The 19,315-nt window shown below is 65.7% G+C and carries 15 protein-coding genes; 10 read left to right on the forward strand and 5 right to left on the reverse strand.

Going from position 1 to position 19,315, the window contains the following annotated elements:
• Positions 1-59 precede the first annotated feature (59 nt).
• On the reverse strand, positions 60-1,139 hold the full coding sequence (locus ACPFMA_RS17575) for a 4-oxalomesaconate tautomerase (RefSeq protein WP_081263226.1): 1,080 nt from the start codon (positions 1,137-1,139) through the stop codon (positions 60-62).
• A gap of 147 nt (positions 1,140-1,286) precedes the next feature.
• Here ACPFMA_RS17575 and ACPFMA_RS17580 point away from each other — a divergent pair, with 147 nt between their 5' ends.
• Positions 1,287-2,180, forward strand: a complete 894-nt coding sequence (locus tag ACPFMA_RS17580) for a LysR family transcriptional regulator (RefSeq protein WP_009407939.1) — start codon at positions 1,287-1,289, stop codon at positions 2,178-2,180.
• Between the two features lie 37 nt (positions 2,181-2,217).
• Here ACPFMA_RS17580 and ACPFMA_RS17585 read toward each other — a convergent pair whose 3' ends face one another.
• Together ACPFMA_RS17585 and ACPFMA_RS17590 are read right to left on the reverse strand one after the other, a co-directional pair.
• Entirely contained in the window at positions 2,218-2,916 is a 699-nt protein-coding gene (locus tag ACPFMA_RS17585; protein WP_425928335.1) for an IclR family transcriptional regulator, read from the reverse strand.
• 155 nt (positions 2,917-3,071) lie between these two features.
• Positions 3,072-3,749, reverse strand: coding sequence for an RraA family protein (locus ACPFMA_RS17590; protein WP_425928336.1), 678 nt, complete (start codon positions 3,747-3,749; stop codon positions 3,072-3,074).
• A 226-nt stretch (positions 3,750-3,975) separates the two neighbouring features.
• Between ACPFMA_RS17590 and ACPFMA_RS17595 the strand changes: the two genes are divergently transcribed.
• Together ACPFMA_RS17595 and ACPFMA_RS17600 are read left to right on the forward strand one after the other, a co-directional pair.
• Entirely contained in the window at positions 3,976-4,953 is a 978-nt protein-coding gene (locus ACPFMA_RS17595; protein WP_425928337.1) for a hydroxyacid dehydrogenase, read from the forward strand.
• A gap of 81 nt (positions 4,954-5,034) precedes the next feature.
• Positions 5,035-6,354 (forward strand): MFS transporter, encoded by a 1,320-nt coding sequence (locus tag ACPFMA_RS17600; protein ID WP_425928338.1) that lies wholly within the window; start codon positions 5,035-5,037, stop codon positions 6,352-6,354.
• 198 nt (positions 6,355-6,552) lie between these two features.
• On the opposite strand, the gene ACPFMA_RS17605 is transcribed toward ACPFMA_RS17600, so the two are convergent.
• Positions 6,553-7,455: a LysR family transcriptional regulator gene (locus ACPFMA_RS17605; RefSeq protein ID WP_425928339.1), complete on the reverse strand. Its 903-nt coding sequence runs from the start codon at positions 7,453-7,455 to the stop codon at positions 6,553-6,555.
• A gap of 143 nt (positions 7,456-7,598) precedes the next feature.
• Here ACPFMA_RS17605 and ACPFMA_RS17610 point away from each other — a divergent pair, with 143 nt between their 5' ends.
• A complete protein-coding gene (locus ACPFMA_RS17610) occupies positions 7,599-8,648 on the forward strand; it encodes an AbrB family transcriptional regulator (RefSeq protein WP_425930607.1) in 1,050 nt (349 codons plus the stop codon).
• 454 nt (positions 8,649-9,102) lie between these two features.
• On the opposite strand, the gene ACPFMA_RS17615 is transcribed toward ACPFMA_RS17610, so the two are convergent.
• Positions 9,103-9,981 (reverse strand): LysR family transcriptional regulator, encoded by an 879-nt coding sequence (locus ACPFMA_RS17615; RefSeq protein WP_064302905.1) that lies wholly within the window; start codon positions 9,979-9,981, stop codon positions 9,103-9,105.
• Positions 9,982-10,111: 130 nt separating this feature from the next.
• Here ACPFMA_RS17615 and ACPFMA_RS17620 point away from each other — a divergent pair, with 130 nt between their 5' ends.
• The 6 genes from ACPFMA_RS17620 to ACPFMA_RS17645 all read left to right on the forward strand — a co-directional run bounded on the left by ACPFMA_RS17620 (position 10,112) and on the right by ACPFMA_RS17645 (position 19,242).
• Positions 10,112-11,293, forward strand: coding sequence for a serine hydrolase domain-containing protein (locus ACPFMA_RS17620; RefSeq protein ID WP_425928340.1), 1,182 nt, complete (start codon positions 10,112-10,114; stop codon positions 11,291-11,293).
• A gap of 168 nt (positions 11,294-11,461) precedes the next feature.
• Positions 11,462-12,610, forward strand: coding sequence for an acyltransferase family protein (locus tag ACPFMA_RS17625; protein WP_425928341.1), 1,149 nt, complete (start codon positions 11,462-11,464; stop codon positions 12,608-12,610).
• A gap of 27 nt (positions 12,611-12,637) precedes the next feature.
• The gene (locus ACPFMA_RS17630; RefSeq protein WP_420058411.1) at positions 12,638-13,804 is read left to right on the forward strand and encodes an efflux RND transporter periplasmic adaptor subunit; all 1,167 of its coding nucleotides are present in this window, start codon (positions 12,638-12,640) and stop codon (positions 13,802-13,804) included.
• Positions 13,804-16,977 carry an efflux RND transporter permease subunit gene (locus tag ACPFMA_RS17635; protein ID WP_425928342.1) on the forward strand — a complete coding sequence of 1,058 codons (3,174 nt, stop codon included), beginning with the start codon at positions 13,804-13,806 and terminating at the stop codon, positions 16,975-16,977. The genes ACPFMA_RS17630 and ACPFMA_RS17635 overlap by 1 nt, the downstream gene beginning before the upstream one ends.
• Positions 16,978-17,053: 76 nt before the next feature.
• The gene (locus ACPFMA_RS17640; RefSeq protein WP_425928343.1) at positions 17,054-18,055 is read left to right on the forward strand and encodes a zinc-dependent alcohol dehydrogenase family protein; all 1,002 of its coding nucleotides are present in this window, start codon (positions 17,054-17,056) and stop codon (positions 18,053-18,055) included.
• On the forward strand, positions 18,052-19,242 hold the full coding sequence (locus ACPFMA_RS17645; protein ID WP_009404649.1) for an MFS transporter: 1,191 nt from the start codon (positions 18,052-18,054) through the stop codon (positions 19,240-19,242). Before ACPFMA_RS17640 ends, ACPFMA_RS17645 begins: the two co-directional genes overlap by 4 nt.
• Positions 19,243-19,315: the final 73 nt, after the last annotated feature.

Consider the following 19,315-nt stretch of genomic DNA (forward strand, 5'->3'; position numbering starts at 1 on the left):
AGGCATCACCCATTCTTGAATTTGTGCGGATGCGCTGTTGTGACTATTTGCTACAAGTATCAGCCGGCAAGTCGTCGCGAGGCAGGTGCGTAGACGAAACCGGAGAACAACCGACGGGCGGTACGTACCACGGAGGCCTGGATGGTCTTGCCGTCCGGACCGCTGCGCGACAGTGCGATATCGATGCCGCCACCCGGATGTTCCAGACGCACCTCGGTCAGTTCCGCGGCGCTGTCGCCGAGCATGTCCATGGTCACCGTGCCCGGGCTGACGCAGGCAGTCGCCAGCCCGATGGCACCGGTGATCGCCAATGCACGATGGCAGTTGTGCGGCATGAAGTAGCGCACCTGCAGCGTGCCGTCCTGGCGCGGTGGCGAAATCAGTACCGGCTTGGGAATGACCATGTTGCTGACATCGCCCAGGCCCATGGCCCGGCCCGCCTTGAGCCGCAGCGCTTCCAGGCGCTCGAGCAAGGCAGTGTTGGCGTCCAGGTCCGCCGGGGTTTCCGAACCGGTGACACCCAGTTGGGTGGCATCGACGATCATCATCGGCATGGCCATGTCGATGCAGGTCACCGGAACGCCATCGATCACGTCGCGCGGCTTGCCGGTCGGGAACAGCTTGCCGGTCTTGCTGCCGACCGCGTCGAGGAAGGTCAGGTGGATCGGCGCGGCGGTGCCCGGTACGCCATCGATGGCAGTACGGCCCTCGTAGCGAACGATGCCGCCCGGGGTTTCCACCAGCGAGTTGACGAAGGTACCGGTGTTCAGGTTACGGATGCGCACCAGCGTACGCCCTTCCTGGCCCTTGACCAGGCCCTGCTCGATGGCGAAGGGCCCGACCGCGCAGAGCATGTTGCCGCAATTCGGAGCCGTATCGACCCGACGCTGTGCCACCATGACCTGGACGAACAGGTAATCGACGTCGGCATCGGCATGCAGCGACGGGCTGACGATCGCGACCTTGCTGGTCTGCGGGCTGCCGCCGCCGATCCCGTCGATTTCCAGCTCGTGGCCCGAGCCCATCAGGTTGAGCAGGACTTCGTCGCGCTCGACCACGTTCGCTGGCAGATCCCAGGCATGGAAGATCGGGCCTTTCGAGGTACCGCCGCGCATGAGCACACAAGGAATACGTTGCATGACTACTGACTCTCGTTTATCAATCGACACAATTGATGCTGTGCGAACAAGAGTGACAGGCTTGGATAGATCAATCCAATGCAAAGATCGTCCGGATTATTGCACTTCAAACATTAATCACAGGTACCTCGAACAAGGCCCTTCTCGATGGAATACGAGCTTCAAGATCTGAGATCTTTCGTCAAAATCGCCGAACTTGGCAGCTTCCACGAGGCTGCGGAGGCGTTGCACCTGTCGCAGCCAGCCCTGAGCCGGCGTATCAAGAAACTGGAGGAAGGCCTGGGCACGCCCCTGCTCGAGCGCACCACCCGTCGGGTCGGGCTGACCAGTGTCGGGCGTGACTTCCTGCCCAAGGCCCGGCGCCTGCTCGACGACTTCGAAGACTCGATCCTCAGCATCCGCGAGCTGGCCGAGCGCCAGAGCGGCCAGGTCACCCTGGCCTGCATTCCGACCGCGGCCTTCTACTTCCTGCCGTCGGTGATCGGCCAATACAACGAGCAATACCCGAAGATCCGCATCCGCCTGCTCGACCTCAGTGCCAACGACGGGCTGGAGGCGGTACTGCGCGGCGAAGCGGACTTCGGCATCAACATGATGAGCGGCCAGCACGCCGACATCGAGTTCGTACCGCTGGTGGAGGAGAAGTTCGTCCTGGCCTGCCGTCGCGACCACGAACTGGCCGAGCGCAAGGCCCTGACCTGGTCGGAGCTGGCGCCCTATCGGCTGATCGGCGTGGGCCGCCTCAGCGGCAACCGCATGCTCCTCGACCATGCCTTGAGCGGCCTGAACATCAGGCCCAAGTGGTTCTATGAGGTGCAGCACCTGTCCACATCGCTGGGCATGGTCGAGGCCGGACTGGGGGTATCCGCCATGCCGAGCCTGGCAATGCCGGATGCCGATCACCCGACCCTGGTCAGCATCCCGCTGGCCGAGCCGGAGGTGACCCGCACCCTGGGCCTGGTCTATCGCCGCGGTGCGTCGCTGTCGCCGGCGGCGGAGAAATTCGTGGCGATCCTGCTGGAGAAATGGCGGGAGCGGTGAACCCCGGCATGCGCGCCCGGCCCGCTCCCGATGCGACCTAAGCGCCGTCGGGCTTGTGGCCCAGGCTGCGCATCAGGTCGCGAGCGGTTTCGAAGAACACCTCGCGAAAATTCTGCGCGCTCTCTTCCGTCAGCCGGCTCGCTGGCCCGGAGATCACCAGCGCCCCCACCAGTTCTTGTTGCGCCCCATAGATCGGCAAGGCCATGGAGGACGCATGCGGGTCCGTCGCGCCACGGGAGTAGTAGGGTTTCGGCAAGGCGATACCGGTCTGGTACGGCGCCCTCAGGGCCTGGGCACCGGCCGCCTCGTCCATGGGACGCATATCGCCCGGCTGCAGATCGAGGCGCAGGCGATGGGCAGAGTTCACCCGGTACTGGCACAGCCGGTAGGCGCCATGACGAACGTAGAACGACGCCGTCTCACCGGTCTGCTCGGCCAGGTAATGCAGGCGAGGCATGACATGCCGCTCAAGATCGAGCGACTCCTGGTACACGGTATTGAGCCTCATGATTTCGCTGGCCAGCTGATAGCGGCCGTCACTCATCCGGGTGACGAAGCCGTAGCTTTCCAGTGACACCATCAGGCGCATGATCGTGCTTTTGATCAGCCCGGTGCGCTCGGCAAGTTCCACAAGACTCAGCGACGAATCGCCGATTTGAAACGCTGTGAGCACGGTCAGGACACGGTCGGCCGAAGCCACTCCGTTCACCGCTGGACGCGGCCGCGCTTTCACCATCGAAAAAACCTCGCATGCAGTTGCCCTTCCATTGGCAAGGGCGAAAGGCGGCATTATCCGCCAACACCCCCGCTTATCGCTATCCCGGCATCAGCCGGGACGCGAAGGGCCTGCATGCTTGGCTGCGGTTCAGCCTGCGCCGCTGTCGGGAGCGCTTAGCCCGGGAGCAGGCAACCTTTCTTCTTCAAGGCGTCCAGGACCCAGGAACGGTCGTTGTTGCCCTGCGCGATCTGCTCCAGCTGGGCGGTTTCAGCACGGTGCTTGGCCGTCGCGCGTTGATACACCTCGGCCACGTGATCGAATGGCACGCAGAGCAGGCCATCGTCGTCGCCGATCACCAGGTCACCCGGCTCGATGACCATGCCATCGATGGCGATCGGCACATTGACCTCGCCCGGACCGTCCTTGTAGGGGCCGCGGTGGGAAACCCCGGCGGCGAACAGCGGGAAATCGCCAGCAGCGATGGTCGCCGCATCGCGGATGGCACCGTTGATCACGATACCCGCCACGCCACGCTTGGTCGCGTAGGCCACCATCATTTCGCCGATCAGGGCATTGCTCAGGTCGCCGCCTGCATCCACCACGATCACGTCCCCCGGCTGGGCGATGTCGATCGCGTAATGGAGCATGAGGTTGTCGCCCGGCCGCGCCTTGACCGTCAGTGCAGGCCCCGCCAGGACGCCTTCGCGATGCATGGGCCGCAGCCGCGCGCCACCAGCGGTCATCCGGTTCATCGAGTCGCTCACGTTGGCGACCGGAACCTCCCGGTAACGCGCAACCCATTCCTCGCCGACCTTGCGTGCACGTTCCAGCACCTGAAAGCCAATGCTCATGTGACCTACCTCTATTGATGTTATTAGACGACCCCGATGGATTTTCGGTGTCTTTTTCAGAATGGCATTTCATTTTCAACAAATCAACAGCCTAAAAAACCGCAAATAATCCTCTAAACCCAATTTGAATTTATTTTTTTGAAACGACATTTCATTATGCTAGGGTTCACTTACTCGCACCGCACCGTGGTCGAGATCGTTCAAGACAAGAACAAAGGTACCCATGATGTCCCGCACCCTTCTGCTCACAGGCCCTGAACTGGCCGCCGATGCCATGACCCTCGCCGCAGCCCATGGCATCCGCGTGCTGCCCACCACCCCTTACCTGCCGGCGGCCGAACTGGAAGCCATCATTCGTGCGGAGCAACCCGACGCGATCATCGTTCGCCAGGGCGAGCTGACCCGGCCGATGATCGAGGCCTCGGCGAAGCTGCGGGTGATTGCCAAGCACGGCGTGGGTTACAACAGCATCGATATCCAGGCTGCCGCCGACCGCGGTATCCCGGTGTCGATCGCTGTCGGCGCCAATGCCCAGTCCGTGGCCGAGCACGCCTTGGCCCTGATGCTCAGCGTCGCGCGCCAGACCGCTCTGCTCGATGCCCGGATGCGCGATGGCCATTGGGACAAGTCCTCGGCCAACGGCATCGAGCTGTACGGCAAGACCCTCGGCCTGGTCGGCCTGGGCTCGATCGGTAGCATCCTGATGGACCTGGTCGGGCCGTTGCGCATGAAGGTCAAGGTCTTCGACCCCTACTTGAAGGCGCTGCCGCAACGCAGCAACGTCGAGCGCGAAGAAGATTTCGATCGGTTGTTGAGCGAGAGCGATATCATCAGCCTCCATTGCCCACTGACCGAGGCCAACCGCAACCTGATCGGTGCCGCGCAGTTCGCGCGCATGCGCCCCGGCAGCATCCTGATCAACACCGCACGCGGCGAACTGGTCGACACCGACGCGCTGGTGCAAGCCCTGGGCGAGCGCAGAATCGCCGGGGCCGGCCTGGACACCTTCAACCCCGAACCGCCACCTGCCGACAGCCCGCTGTGGGGCCTGCCAACCCTGGTCGCCACGCCACACGTGGGCGCCAACACTGCCGAAGCCCGCGACCGGGTCGGCGTGGTCGCCGTGGGACAGGTCCTCGACGCCTGGGGCGGCAAGCCCCTGGACCCGCGCTGCGTGGTGAATCGCCATCTGATGAACGACTGATCCGACACCCGGCGCTTTCCCTAGCGAAGCAAAGCGCCTTCAAATCGCACCACTCCAGAAAAACAACAATTGGAGAACATCATGCCCCCAGCGACGCCCGTCCCGGACGAACTCGAACGCAGCACCATGCACCGTGTCGCCTGGCGACTGCTGCCCTTCCTTATGCTCTGCTACCTGTTCGCGATCATCGATCGCGGCAACATCGGCATGGCCTCCCTGCAAATGAACGAAGACCTCGGTCTGACCGCAAAGGTCTTCGGCTTTGCCAGCAGCCTGTTCTTCTTCGCCTACTTCCTGGTCGAAGTGCCCAGCAACCTGGCCATGCAGAAATACGGCGCACGCATCTGGATCGCCAGGATCATGGTGACCTGGGGCCTGATCTCCGCCGGTACGGCATTCGTCCAGGGCGCCAACTCGCTGTACGTCATGCGCTTTCTGCTGGGGGCAGCCGAAGCGGGCTTCTTCCCCGGCGTACTGCTCTACCTCACCTACTGGCTGCCGTCGGCCTACCGCGCGCGCATGGTGGCGATTTTCATGGTGGCCATCCCCGCCGCCAACTTCGTCGGCTCGCCGCTGTCCGGCCTGCTGCTCAGCCTCGATGGCTGGATGGGCATGCGCGGCTGGCACTGGCTGTTCATCCTCGAAGGCATCCCGGCGGTACTGCTCGGCATCGCTTGCCTGTTCGTCCTGACGGACCGGCCCGAACAGGCCAGGTGGCTCAGCGACGAACAGCGCGCGTGGCTGAGCACACGCCTGGCGCAGGAGGCCGCGAGGAAAACCGCGATCGGGCATATTTCCCTGTGGAAGCTGCTGCGTCACAAGGACATCTGGGTGCTGGCGTTGATCTACTCGGGAGCGTCCGCCGCCGGCAGCACCATGAGCGTATGGGGCCCGCAACTGCTGAAAACCTTCGGCCTCGACTCGATGCAGATCGGTCTGGTGAACGCCATTCCCTACGGCGTCGCCTCGGTCCTGATGATTCTCTGGGGACGCAGCTCCGACCGCACCGGGGAACGTCGCTGGCACACTGCAATGACCCTGCTGCTGATCGCTGCGGGCCTGCTCATGACCCTGTTCACCACATCGCTCGGCGCAACGGTGGTCATGCTGACCATGGTCCTGGTGGGCGCCTACTCGGCGAAGGGACCGTTCTGGGCCCTGGTTTCCGGCTGGCTATCGTCCTCTACCGCAGCAGCCGGGCTGGCGGCCGTCGGGGCGATGGCCAACCTGATCGGCGGCGGCCTGATGGTCAATGCCTACGGCGCCATCCATGACGCCACCGGCAGCTACGCCCTGGCCCTTATGCCGCTTGCCCTGCTCTGCACCCTGGGTGGCGTAATGATCCTGGTGATCGGGCGCAAGCGCCAGCAGGAGCAGGCCGGAAAAGCCAGCACCGCCTAGGCGCTGCACCTCAACGGCCTTTACAAGAACGGCGCCCGGCTGGACGAAAGCGGGCGCCGTTCTTGTGTCTGCGGATGGATTCGTAGCATGGGCATCTGCACATCTGCTGCAGGCGGCTTGATGTGCGCACCTTGTATCGCGAGATTGTCCGGTCGATGCCTTGCGCATGCATCAAGGAGGAGGTACTGCACCACCGCCTCACGCCTCGCCGAAAAACCGTCGCCCGTCTGCCTTCAGCAACTCCACCAGCGCTGCCGCCGCCGGCGCAACGTAGCGGCCCGCCGCCAGGGAAATACCGATGGAACGCTGCATGGTGGTCTGCGCCAGCGGCACCTCGCGCAGACGCGACATGCCTTGTCCATGCTCGAGGATCTCGCGGGCGACGAAGCTCAGCAGCCGGGTCCGGGCGATCAGCCGCGGCAGCAGGGAAATGGAGTTGGTCTCGACCTGCACCTGCGGCACCGGCAACTGCTGGGCGATGAAGGCATTGTCGATCCAGCGCCTGGCACTGACGGTAGGCCCGCCAAGCACCCAGCGGTAGCGGCACAGGTCCTTCATCTGGATCGGCGCGTCCCACAGCGGATGATCGACGCTGGCCACGACGACCATTTCATCCTCGAGTACCGGGTAGGAGACGAAGTGCTCATCATCCGTGACCAAAGGGCAAATGATCACATCCAGCCGGTCTGCGCGCAGCGATTCCCTGAGCACGTCATCCTGGGCGATCGACAGCTTCACCACCAGTTCCGGGGCCCGCTCCAGCAACGCGGCGGTGAGCTGCGGCAGCAGGTATTCGGCCATGCTCGCCGCGCAGCCCAGGCGCAGGGTGCCGGTCAGGCCGCCGGCGAAATCGCGGATTTCGCGCTCGGTCTCGGCGATGCTCATCTGCAATTGCCGCCCCCGCGCCAACAACAGTTCACCGACATCGGTGAGCCTGATGCGCCGACCGTCGCGCTTGAACAGGCGCGCACCGAGGGACTCCTCCAGGCGCTGGATGCTCTTGCTCAAGGCCGGCTGGCTGCGGTTGAGCTTCTCCGCCGCCTTGCCGAGGTGGCCGAGCTCGGCGATGGTGGCGAAATACTTAAGGTCGCGAAGGTCCATGATTCATGAATTTCAGTTATCGATTGATCGAAAGTAGAAAATAGACTTGATGATTGGCGACGTCGATAATTTTCCTGCCGGCCGGGCTGCGTCCCGGTCGCTGTCCCATCTGCAGGAGACCTTCGACCTTGCCTTCCCCCTCTATGGAGCGCCCTCCCCGACCTTCCTGGCTGCGCTGGCTGATGCTGGCGCTGAGCGCCGGCGCCACGGGCCAGTTGCTCCATGCGTTGTCGGTGCCCGCCGGGCTGTTCCTCGGCCCCATGCTGGTGGCCATCGTGTTCGGCGTCAGCGGCGCCAACCTGCACCTGCATCGCCAGGTGTTCCGCTTCGGCCAGGGCTGCGTCGGGCTGCTGGTCGCCCACTCGGTGACCTGGGCAGTGCTGGTGTCGCTGGCCCAGGCCTGGCCGTTGATGCTGTTCGCCACCCTGGTGACCGTGGTGCTGAGCGCCCTGGTCGGCCTGGGCACCGTACGTTTCGGCGGGATTCCCGGCAGCACCGCGGCCTGGGGCACGGCGCCGGGCGCCGCCTCGGCGATGGTGTCGATGGCCGAGGAATACGGTGCCGACGGGCGGGTGGTGGCGACCATGCAGTACGTGCGGGTGGTGTGCGTGGTGATGGTCGGTTCGCTGGTCAGCCATGCCCTGGGCGTGTCCCCGGCCGAGGGGCTGGTCGCCGCGGCGCGGGTCAGCGATCCGGCCCCGGTCAACCTGGCCCTGGGCCTGCTGGTGATCCTGCTGGGCATCACCCTCGGCAACCGCATGCCCGCCGGCGCCCTGCTCATGCCGCTGCTGATTGGCGGCGCGTTGCAACTGGGCGGTGTGCTGGTGATCGAAATGCCCGGATGGCTGCTGGCCTTCGCCTACGGTGCCATCGGCTGCTACATCGGCCTGCGCTTCGACCGCCAGACCCTGGGCTACGTGGGCAAACGCCTGCCGGCGATGATCAGCGGCGCGCTGGTGCTGATCCTCCTCTGCGCGGGCTGCGCCTGGCTGCTCGCCCGTGTCGCCGGAACCGATTTCCTGTCCATGTACCTGGCCACCAGCCCCGGCGGGCTGGATGCCATGGCCATCATCGCGGTGGAAACCCACGCGGATGTCGGCCTGGTTCTGGCCATGCAGACCTTGCGGCTGTTCGGGGTGATTCTCACCGGGGCGTTTTGTGCCAGGCAGATTATTCGTTTGACCGAGCGGTAAGTGGTTGGCTTTGGTGTGTTGGTGCAGGGTATTGGGTGTTGATCCGTTTGCTCCGGCGACGCTGAGTCACCTTTTCGCCCTTACGGCGACCCACTTTTGAAAAGCGCAAAAGTGGCGGTTCGGCGGTCCGACAAAACGCTTTCGCTCCCACATCCGGCCCTACGCTTCGCTCCGGGCTCCCTCCCTCCGCGCTGATTCCGGGGGCCGCGCCATACGGGCTCCTGCCCTATGGCGCGGCCCCTGGAATCAGTGCGGAAGGAAGGGACCCGGAGCGAAGCGGAGGGCCGGATGTAGGAGCAAGAGCGTTTTGCCCACTTTTGCGCTCTTCAAAAGTGGGTCGCCGTAAGGGCGAAAAGGTGACTCAGCGTCGCCCAAGCAAACGGATCAACACCCAATACCCAGCACCAGCACCAGCACCAGCACCAGCACCAGCACCACAAGGACCAGCCCCCCCTCACATATGCATGGAAATGAAATCCACAAAACACCGCAGCTTCGGCGCAATGAACCGGCTAGGCGGCCATAACACGCTGAAGTGGATAGTGCGGGTCACTTCCTCGGTCAGCACCGCCTGCAATTGCCCGGCATCGAGCGCGGCCTTGACCGAGAACTCGGGCAGGCAGGCAATGCCGCGCCCGGCCAGCGCCGCGTTGAGCAGCATGTCGATGTTGTTGCACACCAGCACCACGCGCAGGTTCTGCGGGCCATTGGGCGCCTGCTCCGGCAGCGGCCAACGCTCGAGCTTGCCGGTGGAGGGCACGCGGTACAGCAGGCAGTCATGCTGGCCAAGGTCGTCGGCACAGCGCGGCTCGCCGTGGGCCTGGAAATAGCCCGGGGCGCCCACCAGCAGGAAGCGGAACGCGCCCAGGCGCCGGGCCACCAGGCGCGAGTCGTTGAGGGCGCCGGTGCGGATCACCGCATCGAAGCCCTCCTCCACCACGTCCACCAGGCGATCACTGAAGTCCAGCTCCAGATGGATGTCCGGGTAGCGATTGGCGAAGCCGGACAACAGGCTGAACAGGAACTGCCCGGCCAGCGGCAGGCTGACCCGCAGCTTGCCCCGCGGCTCGCTGCTACTGCTGGACAGTTCCAGCTCCGCCGCCTCCAGTTCATTCAGCACACGCTGGCAGCGCCCGAGAAACAGCGCGCCCTCGGCAGTCAGGTTGATGCTGCGGGTGCTGCGGTGGAACAGCCTGACCCCGAGACGCTGCTCGAGGCGGGCGATGCTCTTGCCGATGGCCGATGACGAAACGCCCAATTGCCGCCCCGCCGCCACGAAACTCCGGGTTTCGGCAACCTGCACGAAAACCGAGATACCACTGAGGTTATCCACGCTCTGTCCTTGAGTCCTGGGCTCCTGATTACGGAACCCGATGTCCGATGTGTCCGGAATTCTAGCCTCTGTTTCCGCAGATGTCCGCGCCCTAGCATGGCGCCGTCTACTACAGCAGGGAAATGCAGACATGACCGTCAAACAAACCATCCAGCTCGCCAACGCCGTCGCCACCGACCCGATGCAGGCACGCATCGACGCCGCGCTGGACAGCGCCATCAATGAACAGCGCCTGGTCGGCGCCGTGGTCCTGGTGGCCCGCCGCGGCGAAGTCACCTACCGCCGGGCCGTCGGCCTGGCCGACCGCGAGGCCGGCCTCGCCATGCGCGCCGACGCCTTGTTCCGCCTGTCCTCGGTGACCAAGCCGATCACCTCCGCCGCCGCCCTGGCCCTGGTCGCCCAAGGCCGCATCGGCCTGGACGACCCTATCGCCCGCTGGTTGCCGGAGTTCCAGCCAACCCTGGCCGACGGCACGCGCGTAGCCATCACCGTGCGCCAGTTGCTCAGCCACACGGCGGGCCTGGGCTACGGCTTCCTTGAAGCCCAGGGCGGCGGCGCCTATGCCCGCGCCGGGGTCTGCGACGGACTGGAAAACGCCCCGTTGAGCCTGGAAGAGAACATCCGCCGCCTGGCCACCGCGCCGCTGCTGTATCGCCCGGGCACCGACTGGGGCTACTCGATCGCCACCGATGTGCTCGGTGCCTTGATCGAACGGGTCACCGAGACCGGCCTGGCCGAAGCGATCGAGCAACTGGTGAGCAAGCCCCTGGGCCTGACCGATACGCGCTTCCAGGTGGCGGACCGCTCGCGCCTGACCGCCGCCTACCTGAATGCCGAGCCGGCGCCACGACGCATGCAGGGCGTCGAGGTGATCGAGGTATTCGAAAATACCGCTGGCATTCGCATGGACGCCGACCGTGTCCTGGATGACAACGCCTATGCGTCCGGCGGCTCGGGGATGGTCGGCACCGCCGGGGAGTTCCTGGTCCTGCTCGAAACCCTGCGCCAGGGTGGCGGCGCCCTGATGCCGGCGAGCCTGGTGAAGGAACTGGGCAGTGTGCAGACCGGCCAACTGGAACTGGCCAACTGGCCCGGCCGCGGCTTCGGCCTGGGCTTCACCGTGCTGACCGACCCACAGGCCGCGCAGACCCCGGAATCCGTCGGCACCTGGCGCCTGGGCGGCGCCTTCGGCCATTCGTGGTTCGTCGATCCGGCGCAGCAACTATCGGTCGTGGCCTTCACCAACACCGCCTTCGAAGGCATGTTCGGCCAGTTCACCGTCGATCTGTGCAACGCCGTCTACGGCGCCTGACCCCACCCGCCTGCACGCTGCAAACAAGGAGCCCATGACTACAGGACCGGCCACCCCGCCGGTCCTGCTGCGAATGCCGCTTGAGTGGCCCCGTCTAGCTGCCCCATGGAATTGACCAGGCCCGTCGATCCCCGACGGCGCCGGATCTTTAATGAAAGGTATCGACTCATGACGCATTCACACCTGTACCACCAGCACCCCCACGCGCGCCTGGATTCCCTCACCGGGTTTCGTTTCATCGCCGCAGCCCTGGTGTTCTTCTTCCACGCCTCCCTGACCAAGATCATTGGTTTCAACCCCTTCGCCGACCCCGACATCATCGCAGGCTTCCAGCGCCTGTTCAGCGTCGGCGGCTGGACCGGGGTGTCGTTCTTCTTCGTCCTCAGCGGCTTCGTGATCACCTGGTCGGCGCGGCGCAACGACACCCTGGTAGCGTTCTGGCGCCGGCGCCTGGTGAAGATCTACCCCAACCACCTGGTGACCTTCGTCCTGGCGATGGTGCTGTTCGCCGTGCCGCTGGGGGCCATCGGCGCCTGGCTGCCCAACCTGGTGCTGGTGCATGCCTGGGTGCCGGACATGTCGGTGTTCCTCAGCGTCAACGGGCCATCCTGGTCGCTGTGCTGCGAACTGCTGTTCTACCTGGCCTTCCCGTTCCTGCTGCGGGCCTTGTGGAAAGTTCGCGAGGAGCGCCTGTGGCTGAGCGCGGGCCTGACCGTGGGCGCGCTGGCCGCCACCCATTGGGCGATCGCCAGGTTCGTCGGCGCCACGCCGCAGATCGCCGAGTACCCGATCTCCCTCGAACAGTGGTGGCTGGCTTACTACTTCCCGCCGCTGCGCCTGTTCGAGTTCGTGCTCGGCATGCTGATGGCGCGCATTCTCATGGCCGGGCGCTGGCCGGCGATCCCGGTCGCGCCGACACTGGCGCTGGCGGCGCTGGCCTATTTCCTCGCCGGCGAAGTGCCCTTCATCTATAGCCTGTCGCTGACCACCGTGATCCCCATCGCCCTGCTGATCACCAGCCTGGCGGCGGCCGATGTGACCCGGCGCCGCTCCTGGTTCCGTCATCCGCTGATGGTCTGGCTGGGCGAGATCTCGTTCGGCTTCTACATGATCCACCTGCTGATCATGACCTGCGTGACCAACCTGCTCGGCGGCCAGACCTTCGCTGCCGGCCCCGCCGCCTTGATCCTCATCGCCACGTTCGCCCTGTCGCTGCTGGGCGGCTGGCTGCTGTTCGCCTTCGTCGAGCAACCCGCCATGCGCCGCTGGGGCAAGGCCCGTCCGGCGCCACAGCCACTGGGCGTGCCCCTGGCCTGAACCACTCCATTCGAAAGGATGCTTGCCATGTCTTCGTACCTTCGCAAATTGACCGGCGTGCCCGCCTGGGCGCTGGCCGGTTTGACCCTCATAGCGCTCGCCGGGGTCGCCATGGGCCTGCGCGCACCCCGGGCCCAGGCCACCAACGCCCCGGCGCCGCTGCCGCAAGTCCAGGTGATGAACGCGGTCAGCCGCGACGTGGTTGACTGGCAGGGCTACACCGGCCGCCTGGTCGCCACCGACACGGTGGTGATCAAGCCGCTGGTGGCCGGCACCCTGGTCAGCGTGCATTTCAAGGATGGCGCACTGCTGCGCAAGGGCGACCTGATGTTCCAGATCGACCCGCGCCCCTACGCCGCCGCCCTGCAACAGGCCCAGGCGGCGCTGGTGGCGGCACGTTCGGTGAGCCAGTTCGCGGACAAGGAACTGCAACGCTACGAGCACCTGATCAACAGCAATGCGATCGCCAAGACCGACCTGGACAAACGCGTGCAGAGCGCCAACGAAGCCCGGGCCCGGGTCGACGAGGCGCAGGCGCGGGTCGAACTGGCGCGCCTGGACCTGGAGCACACCCGCATCCTGGCGCCGTTCGACGGGCGTGCTTCGCGGGTAGAGGTCACCCCGGGCAACATCGTCGATGTCGGCGAACGCTCGACGGCGCTGACCAACTTGGTGTCGATCTCGCCGATCTATGCCGACTTCGACGTGGACGAGACCACCTTCCTGCGCTACCTGGGCAACCGCCCGGGTGGCGAGCCGGTACCGGTCAGGCTCGGCCTGGCCCACGAGGAAGGCTACCCGCGCCAGGGCACCCTGAGTTCCCTGGACAACCGCCTGGATACCCGTTCGGCCACCATCCGGGTCAGGGCCAGCTTCGATAACGCCAACGGCGAGCTGCGCCCTGGGCTGTTCGCCAGGGTGCTGCTGCCGGGCAGCGCCAGCCGGCCGGCCACGCTGGTGGACGACAGCGCCATCGGCACCGACCAGGACAAGAAATACGTGCTGGTGGTCGATGCCGAGGGCCGCGTGCAGTACCGCCAGGTCAAGCCCGGCATCCGCCAGGGTGCGCTGCGGGTCATCGACCAGGGCATCGAGCCCGATGAACAGGTGGTGGTGAGCTCCCTGCACCTGGCCACGCCAGGCAGCCAGGTCACGCCGGTCCAGGTGCCCTCCCGACCACAGGCGCAGCAATGATGAATATCTCCGCATTCTTTATCGACCGCCCGATCTTCTCCGGCGTGCTCAGCGCCCTGGTCCTGCTCGCCGGCCTGCTGGCGCTGACGCGCCTGCCGGTATCGGAGTACCCCGACGTGGTGCCACCGCTGATCGTGGTCAACGCCCAGTATCCCGGGGCCAACCCCGAGGTGGTGGCGCAAAGCGTGGCCGCGCCGCTGGAAGAGCGCATCAACGGCGTGGAAGGCATGCTGTACATGCAATCCCAGGCCAACAGCGATGGCAGCCTGGCGATCAACGTCACCTTCGCCCTCGGTACCGACCCGGACAAGGCCCAGCAACTGGTGCAGAACCGCGTCTCCGAGGCGCTGCCGCGCCTGCCGCCGGACGTGCTGAGCCTGGGGGTCAACACCAGCAAGTCGTCCTCCACCCAGACCCTGGCCATCCACCTGGTGTCGCCGAACAACGCGTACGACGCCAACTACCTGCGCAACTACGGCATCCTCAATATCAAGAGCCAGCTCGAACGCATCCCCGGCGTCGCCGAGGTGCGCATCTGGGGCGGTGGCGACTATGCCATGCGCATCTGGATCGACCCCGATCGCGTGGCGCAGCGCGGCCTCAGCGCCGGCGAAGTGGTACAGGCGATCCGCGAGCAGAACGTGCAGGTCGCGGCCGGGGTCATCGGCGCCTCGCCGATGAAGGCCGGGGTGCCGCTGCAGTTGTCGGTGAACACCCAGGGCCGCCTGAAGACCGAGGAAGAGTTCGCCCGGATCGTGGTCAGGAGCCTGCCCGACGGCGGCGTCACCTACCTGCGCGATGTCGCCCGCATCGAGCTGGCCGCCTCCACCTACGCCCTGCGTTCGCTGGTGGACGGCCAGCCGGCGGTGGGCTTCGGGGTGTTCCAGATGGCCGGCGGCAACGCCCTCGACATCTCCGCCCGGGCGCGGGCGATCATGGCCGATGCCAAGGCCGACATGCCGGCGGGCGTCGATTACAAGATCGTCTTCGACCCCACCCAGTTCGTGCGTTCGAGCATCAATGCGGTGATCAGCACCCTGTTCGAAGCCATCGTCCTGGTGGTGCTGGTGGTGATCCTGTTCCTGCAGACCTGGCGCGCCTCGGTGATTCCTCTGCTGGCGGTGCCGGTGTCGATCGTCGGCACCCTGGCCGTGCTGCTGGCCTTCGGCTTTTCCATCAATGCCCTGTCGCTGTTCGGCCTGGTGCTGGCGATCGGCATCGTGGTGGACGACGCCATCGTAGTGGTGGAAAACGTCGAGCGCAACATCGCCCAGGGCCTGTCGCCACGCCAGGCCACGCACAAGGCGATGATGGAAGTCAGCAAGCCGATCATCGCCATTACCCTGACCCTGGTCTGCGTGTTCATTCCACTGGCGTTCATGCCCGGCCTGTCGGGTGGCTTCTATCGCCAGTTCGCCCTGACCATCGCCATTTCCACGGTGATCTCGGCCTTCAACTCGCTGACCCTGTCGCCGGCCCTGTGCGCCCTGCTGCTCAAGCCCCACGGCGCGCCGAAGGATGCCCTGGAGCGCGCGATCGACCGCCTCGCCGGGCGTTTCTTCAGCGCTTTCAATGCCCGCTTCCGTAGCGCCGAAGCGCGCTATGGCAACGGCGTGCGCGGCGTGCTGGCGCACAAGGGCCGGACCCTGGCGCTGTTCGGCGTGTTGCTGGCAGCCTGCGCCTGGCTCGGCCACAGCCTGCCGACCGGGTTCGTCCCGGCCCAGGACAAGGAGTTCCTGGTGGGCTTCGCGCAACTGCCCGCCGGCGCCTCGCTGGACCGCACCGAAGCGGTGATCCAGAAGATGAACGACATCGCCCTCAAGCATCCGGGCGTGGCCCACACCCTGGAATTCCCCGGGATGTCGGTGAACGGCCTGATGAACTCGTCGAGCTCGGGGATCATCTTCGTGATCCTCAAGCCATTCGCCGAACGCTCCGGCGAGGCGCTGGGGGCCAACCGGATCGCCGCCGAACTCAATGGCCAGTTCAGCGCGATCAGCGAATCGTTCACCGCCGTGTTCCCACCGCCGCCGGTGCTGGGGCTGGGTACCCTGGGCGGCTTCAAGCTGCAGATCGAGGACCGCGCCAGCCTCGGCCACGTCGCCCTCGACAGTGCCCTGAAGGCGTTCATGGCCGAGGCCGCCAAGGCGCCGGAACTGGGGCCGCTGTTCTCCAGCTACCAGATCAACGTGCCACAACTGGACGTCGACCTGGACCGGGTCAAGGCCAAGCAACTCGGGGTGTCGGTGACGGATGTGTTCGAAACCCTGCAGATCTACCTGGGCTCGCTGTACGTCAACGACTTCAACCTGTTCGGCCGGGTCTACCAGGTGCGCGCCCAGGCCGATGCGCCGTTTCGCGCCAACCCCGAGGACATCACCCGGCTCAAGGTGCGCAATGCCCATGGCGACATGGTGCCGCTCTCGACCCTGCTCAGCGTGGGCCAGGGCTACGGGCCGGAAATGGTCGTGCACTACAACGCCTTCACCGCGGCGGACGTCAACGGTGCGCCCGCGCCGGGCTATTCGTCGGGCCAGGCCGAAGCCGCCATCGAACACATCGCCCGCGACACCCTGCCCCAGGGCATCCGCATGGAATGGACCGACCTGACCTACCAGCAACGCCTGGCCGGTGACAGCAGTGCCTGGGTGCTGGCGGTCAGCACCCTGCTGGTGTTCCTGGTGCTGGCGGCGTTGTACGAAAGCCTACTGCTGCCCCTGGCGGTGATCCTGATCGTGCCCATGGGGGTGCTGTCGGCGCTGGCCGGCGTGTGGCTGACCGGCGGCGACAACAACATCTTCACCCAGATCGGCCTGATGGTCCTGGTGGGGCTTGCGTCGAAGAACGCCATCCTCATCGTCGAGTTCGCCCGCGAACTGGAACGCCAGGGCCACAGCATCGCCAGTGCGGCGCGAGAGGCCAGCCGGCTGCGCCTGCGGCCGATCCTGATGACCTCGATCGCCTTCGTCATGGGCGTGGTGCCCCTGGTGCTGTCCACCGGTGCCGGCGCGGAAATGCGCCAGGCCATGGGCGTGGCGGTGTTCTTCGGGATGCTCGGCGTGACGGCCTTCGGCCTGTTGTTCACCCCGCTGTTCTATGTGCTGGTGCGCAACCTCGCCAGCCGTCTGGCCCAACCGCGCCCGACGAGGATTGCGGACATTCCTGTCCATTAACAGCGGAACTCCAGCGCGTTTTTCTTCATTGGACGCGCCCATAGACTGCGACTTTGCCAACCTTGCGAGAAATACCATGACACGTGTCGTTCGCTTCCATGAGTACGGTGATCCACAGGTCCTGCGGATCGAAGAATTGCCGGAGCCCCAGCCCGGCCCCGATGAGGTGCGTATCCGGGTCAAGGCCATCGGCCTCAACCGCGCCGAGTCCATGTTCCGCCGCGGCCAGTACCTGGAGCAGGCCGATTTCCCCAGCCGCCTGGGCTACGAAGCGGCCGGGCTGGTCGAGGCGGTCGGCGAAGGCGTACGCGACGTGCGGATTGGCGATGCGGTGAGCCTGGTGCCGCCGTCGAGCATCGCCCAATGGGGGACCTATGCCGAGCAGGCGGTGGTGCCGGCGGCCATGCTGGTGCGCCACCCGGACAACCTCGACATGCAGCAGGCCGCCGGCGTGTGGATGCAATACCTCACCGCCTGGGGTGCGCTGGTGGCGGTAGCCGGCGTGGGCGCAGGCGACCACGTGCTGATCACCGCGGCTTCGAGCAGCGTCGGCCTGGCGGCGATCCAGATCGCCAACCGGCTGGGCGCGATCCCGATTGCCGTGACCCGGGGCGAGGACAAGGTGCGCAAGCTGCTGGCCGCCGGCGCGGTGCAGGTGATCGTCAGCGACCAGGAAGACCTGGTCGCCCGGGTCGCGCAGATCACTGACGGCAACGGTGTGCGGGTGGTCTTCGACCCGGTCGGCGGCCCGGTCATCGCGCGCCTGGCCGAGGCCACCGCGCGCGGCGGGATCATCATCGAGTACGGCGCGCTGAGCAGCGAACCGTCGCCCTTCCCGCTGTTCACCGTGCTGGGCAAGAGCCTGACCTTGCGCGGCTACCTGCTGCACGAGGTGGTCAACGATCCGCAGCTGTTCCGCCAGGGCAAGGCCTTCGTTACCAGCGGCCTGGAGGACGGCAGCCTGGTCCCGGTGATCGCCCGCACGTTCCCCTTCGAAGAGATTGTCCAGGCCCATGAGTACCTGGAGGCCGGCGAGCAGTTCGGCAAGATCATCGTGACCCTGGAGGATCGACCGTGAAAATGTTCAACCCACTGTTCTTCATCGCCCTGGGCCTGTTCGGGGTCTACACCATCGAGTTCGGCGTGGTCGGGATCCTCCCGGTGATCATCGAACGCTACAGCGTCAGCGCTTCCCAGGCCGGCTTCCTGGTCGGCCTGTTCGCCCTGATCATCGCGGTGTTCGGGCCGTTCATGGTGCTGCTGTTCTCGCGCTACAACCGCAAGCGCGTGCTGACCCTGTCGCTGTTCATCTTCGCCGCCGCCAGCGCGCTGTCGGCCTACGCGCCGAACTACGAGTCCCTGGCGCTGCTGAGGATCATCCCGGCGTTCTTCCACCCGGTGTACTTCTCGCTGGCATTCGTCGCGGTGGTGTCGCTGTACCCCAAGGAGCAGGCAACCCAGGCGACCGCCAAGGCCTTCGTCGGCACCAGCATGGGCATGGTCTTCGGCGTGCCGATCACCACCTGGATCGCCGCGCGCTTTTCCTATGAGGCAGCGTTCCTGTTCTGCACCGCCGTGAACGTGATCGCCGGCCTGGGCATCATCGCCCGCCTGCCCGACACCTTCGCCGGGCAACGGGCGCCCTACGGCAAGCAACTGGCGATCCTGCGCAAGCCGACCCTGTGGCTGAACATCCTTGCCTCCACGCTGATCTTCGGGGCGATGTTCTCGGTGTATGCCTACAGCGCCGAGTACCTGTCCCGCGAGGCCGGCATGAGCGGCGAGGTGATCAGCGCCATGCTCATCCTGTTCGGCGTCGGCGGTGTCGCCGGCAACCTGCTGGCCGGGCGCCTGCTGGCGCGGAGCAAGGTGGGTACCACGCTGATGCACCCGATCATGCTCGGCGCGGCGTACCTGCTCCTGCACTTCTTCGCCAGCCCGGCGATCGTGCCGATGATCATCATCGTGGTGCTGTGGGGGGCGACCCACACCAGCGGCCTGATCGTCACCCAGGTCTGGCTCACCTCGGAGGCCCCCGAGGCACCCGAGTTCGTCACCGGCCTGTACATCTCGTTCATCAACCTGGGGGTGACCCTGGGCGCTACCACCGGTGGCTGGTTCCTGGAGCGCCTGGGCATGCAGGGCACCATCCTCTCCGGCCTGCTGTTCTGCGCCCTGGCCGCAGCGACCATCGCCGCCAAAGTGTTGATGTACGGCGCTCGGCCGGTGGAACCCGAGCCAGAAACCCGAGCGGTTTTGCACTAGAGTGAGTGACTGGAAAACCGTGGCGAGCCACGGTTTTCCTTTTGCAGTTTCCATCGCCTAGGACGGAGTCACG

The organism is Pseudomonas sp. NyZ201, from assembly GCF_049860765.1.
Classification (GTDB): Bacteria; Pseudomonadota; Gammaproteobacteria; order Pseudomonadales; family Pseudomonadaceae; genus Aquipseudomonas; species Aquipseudomonas bharatica.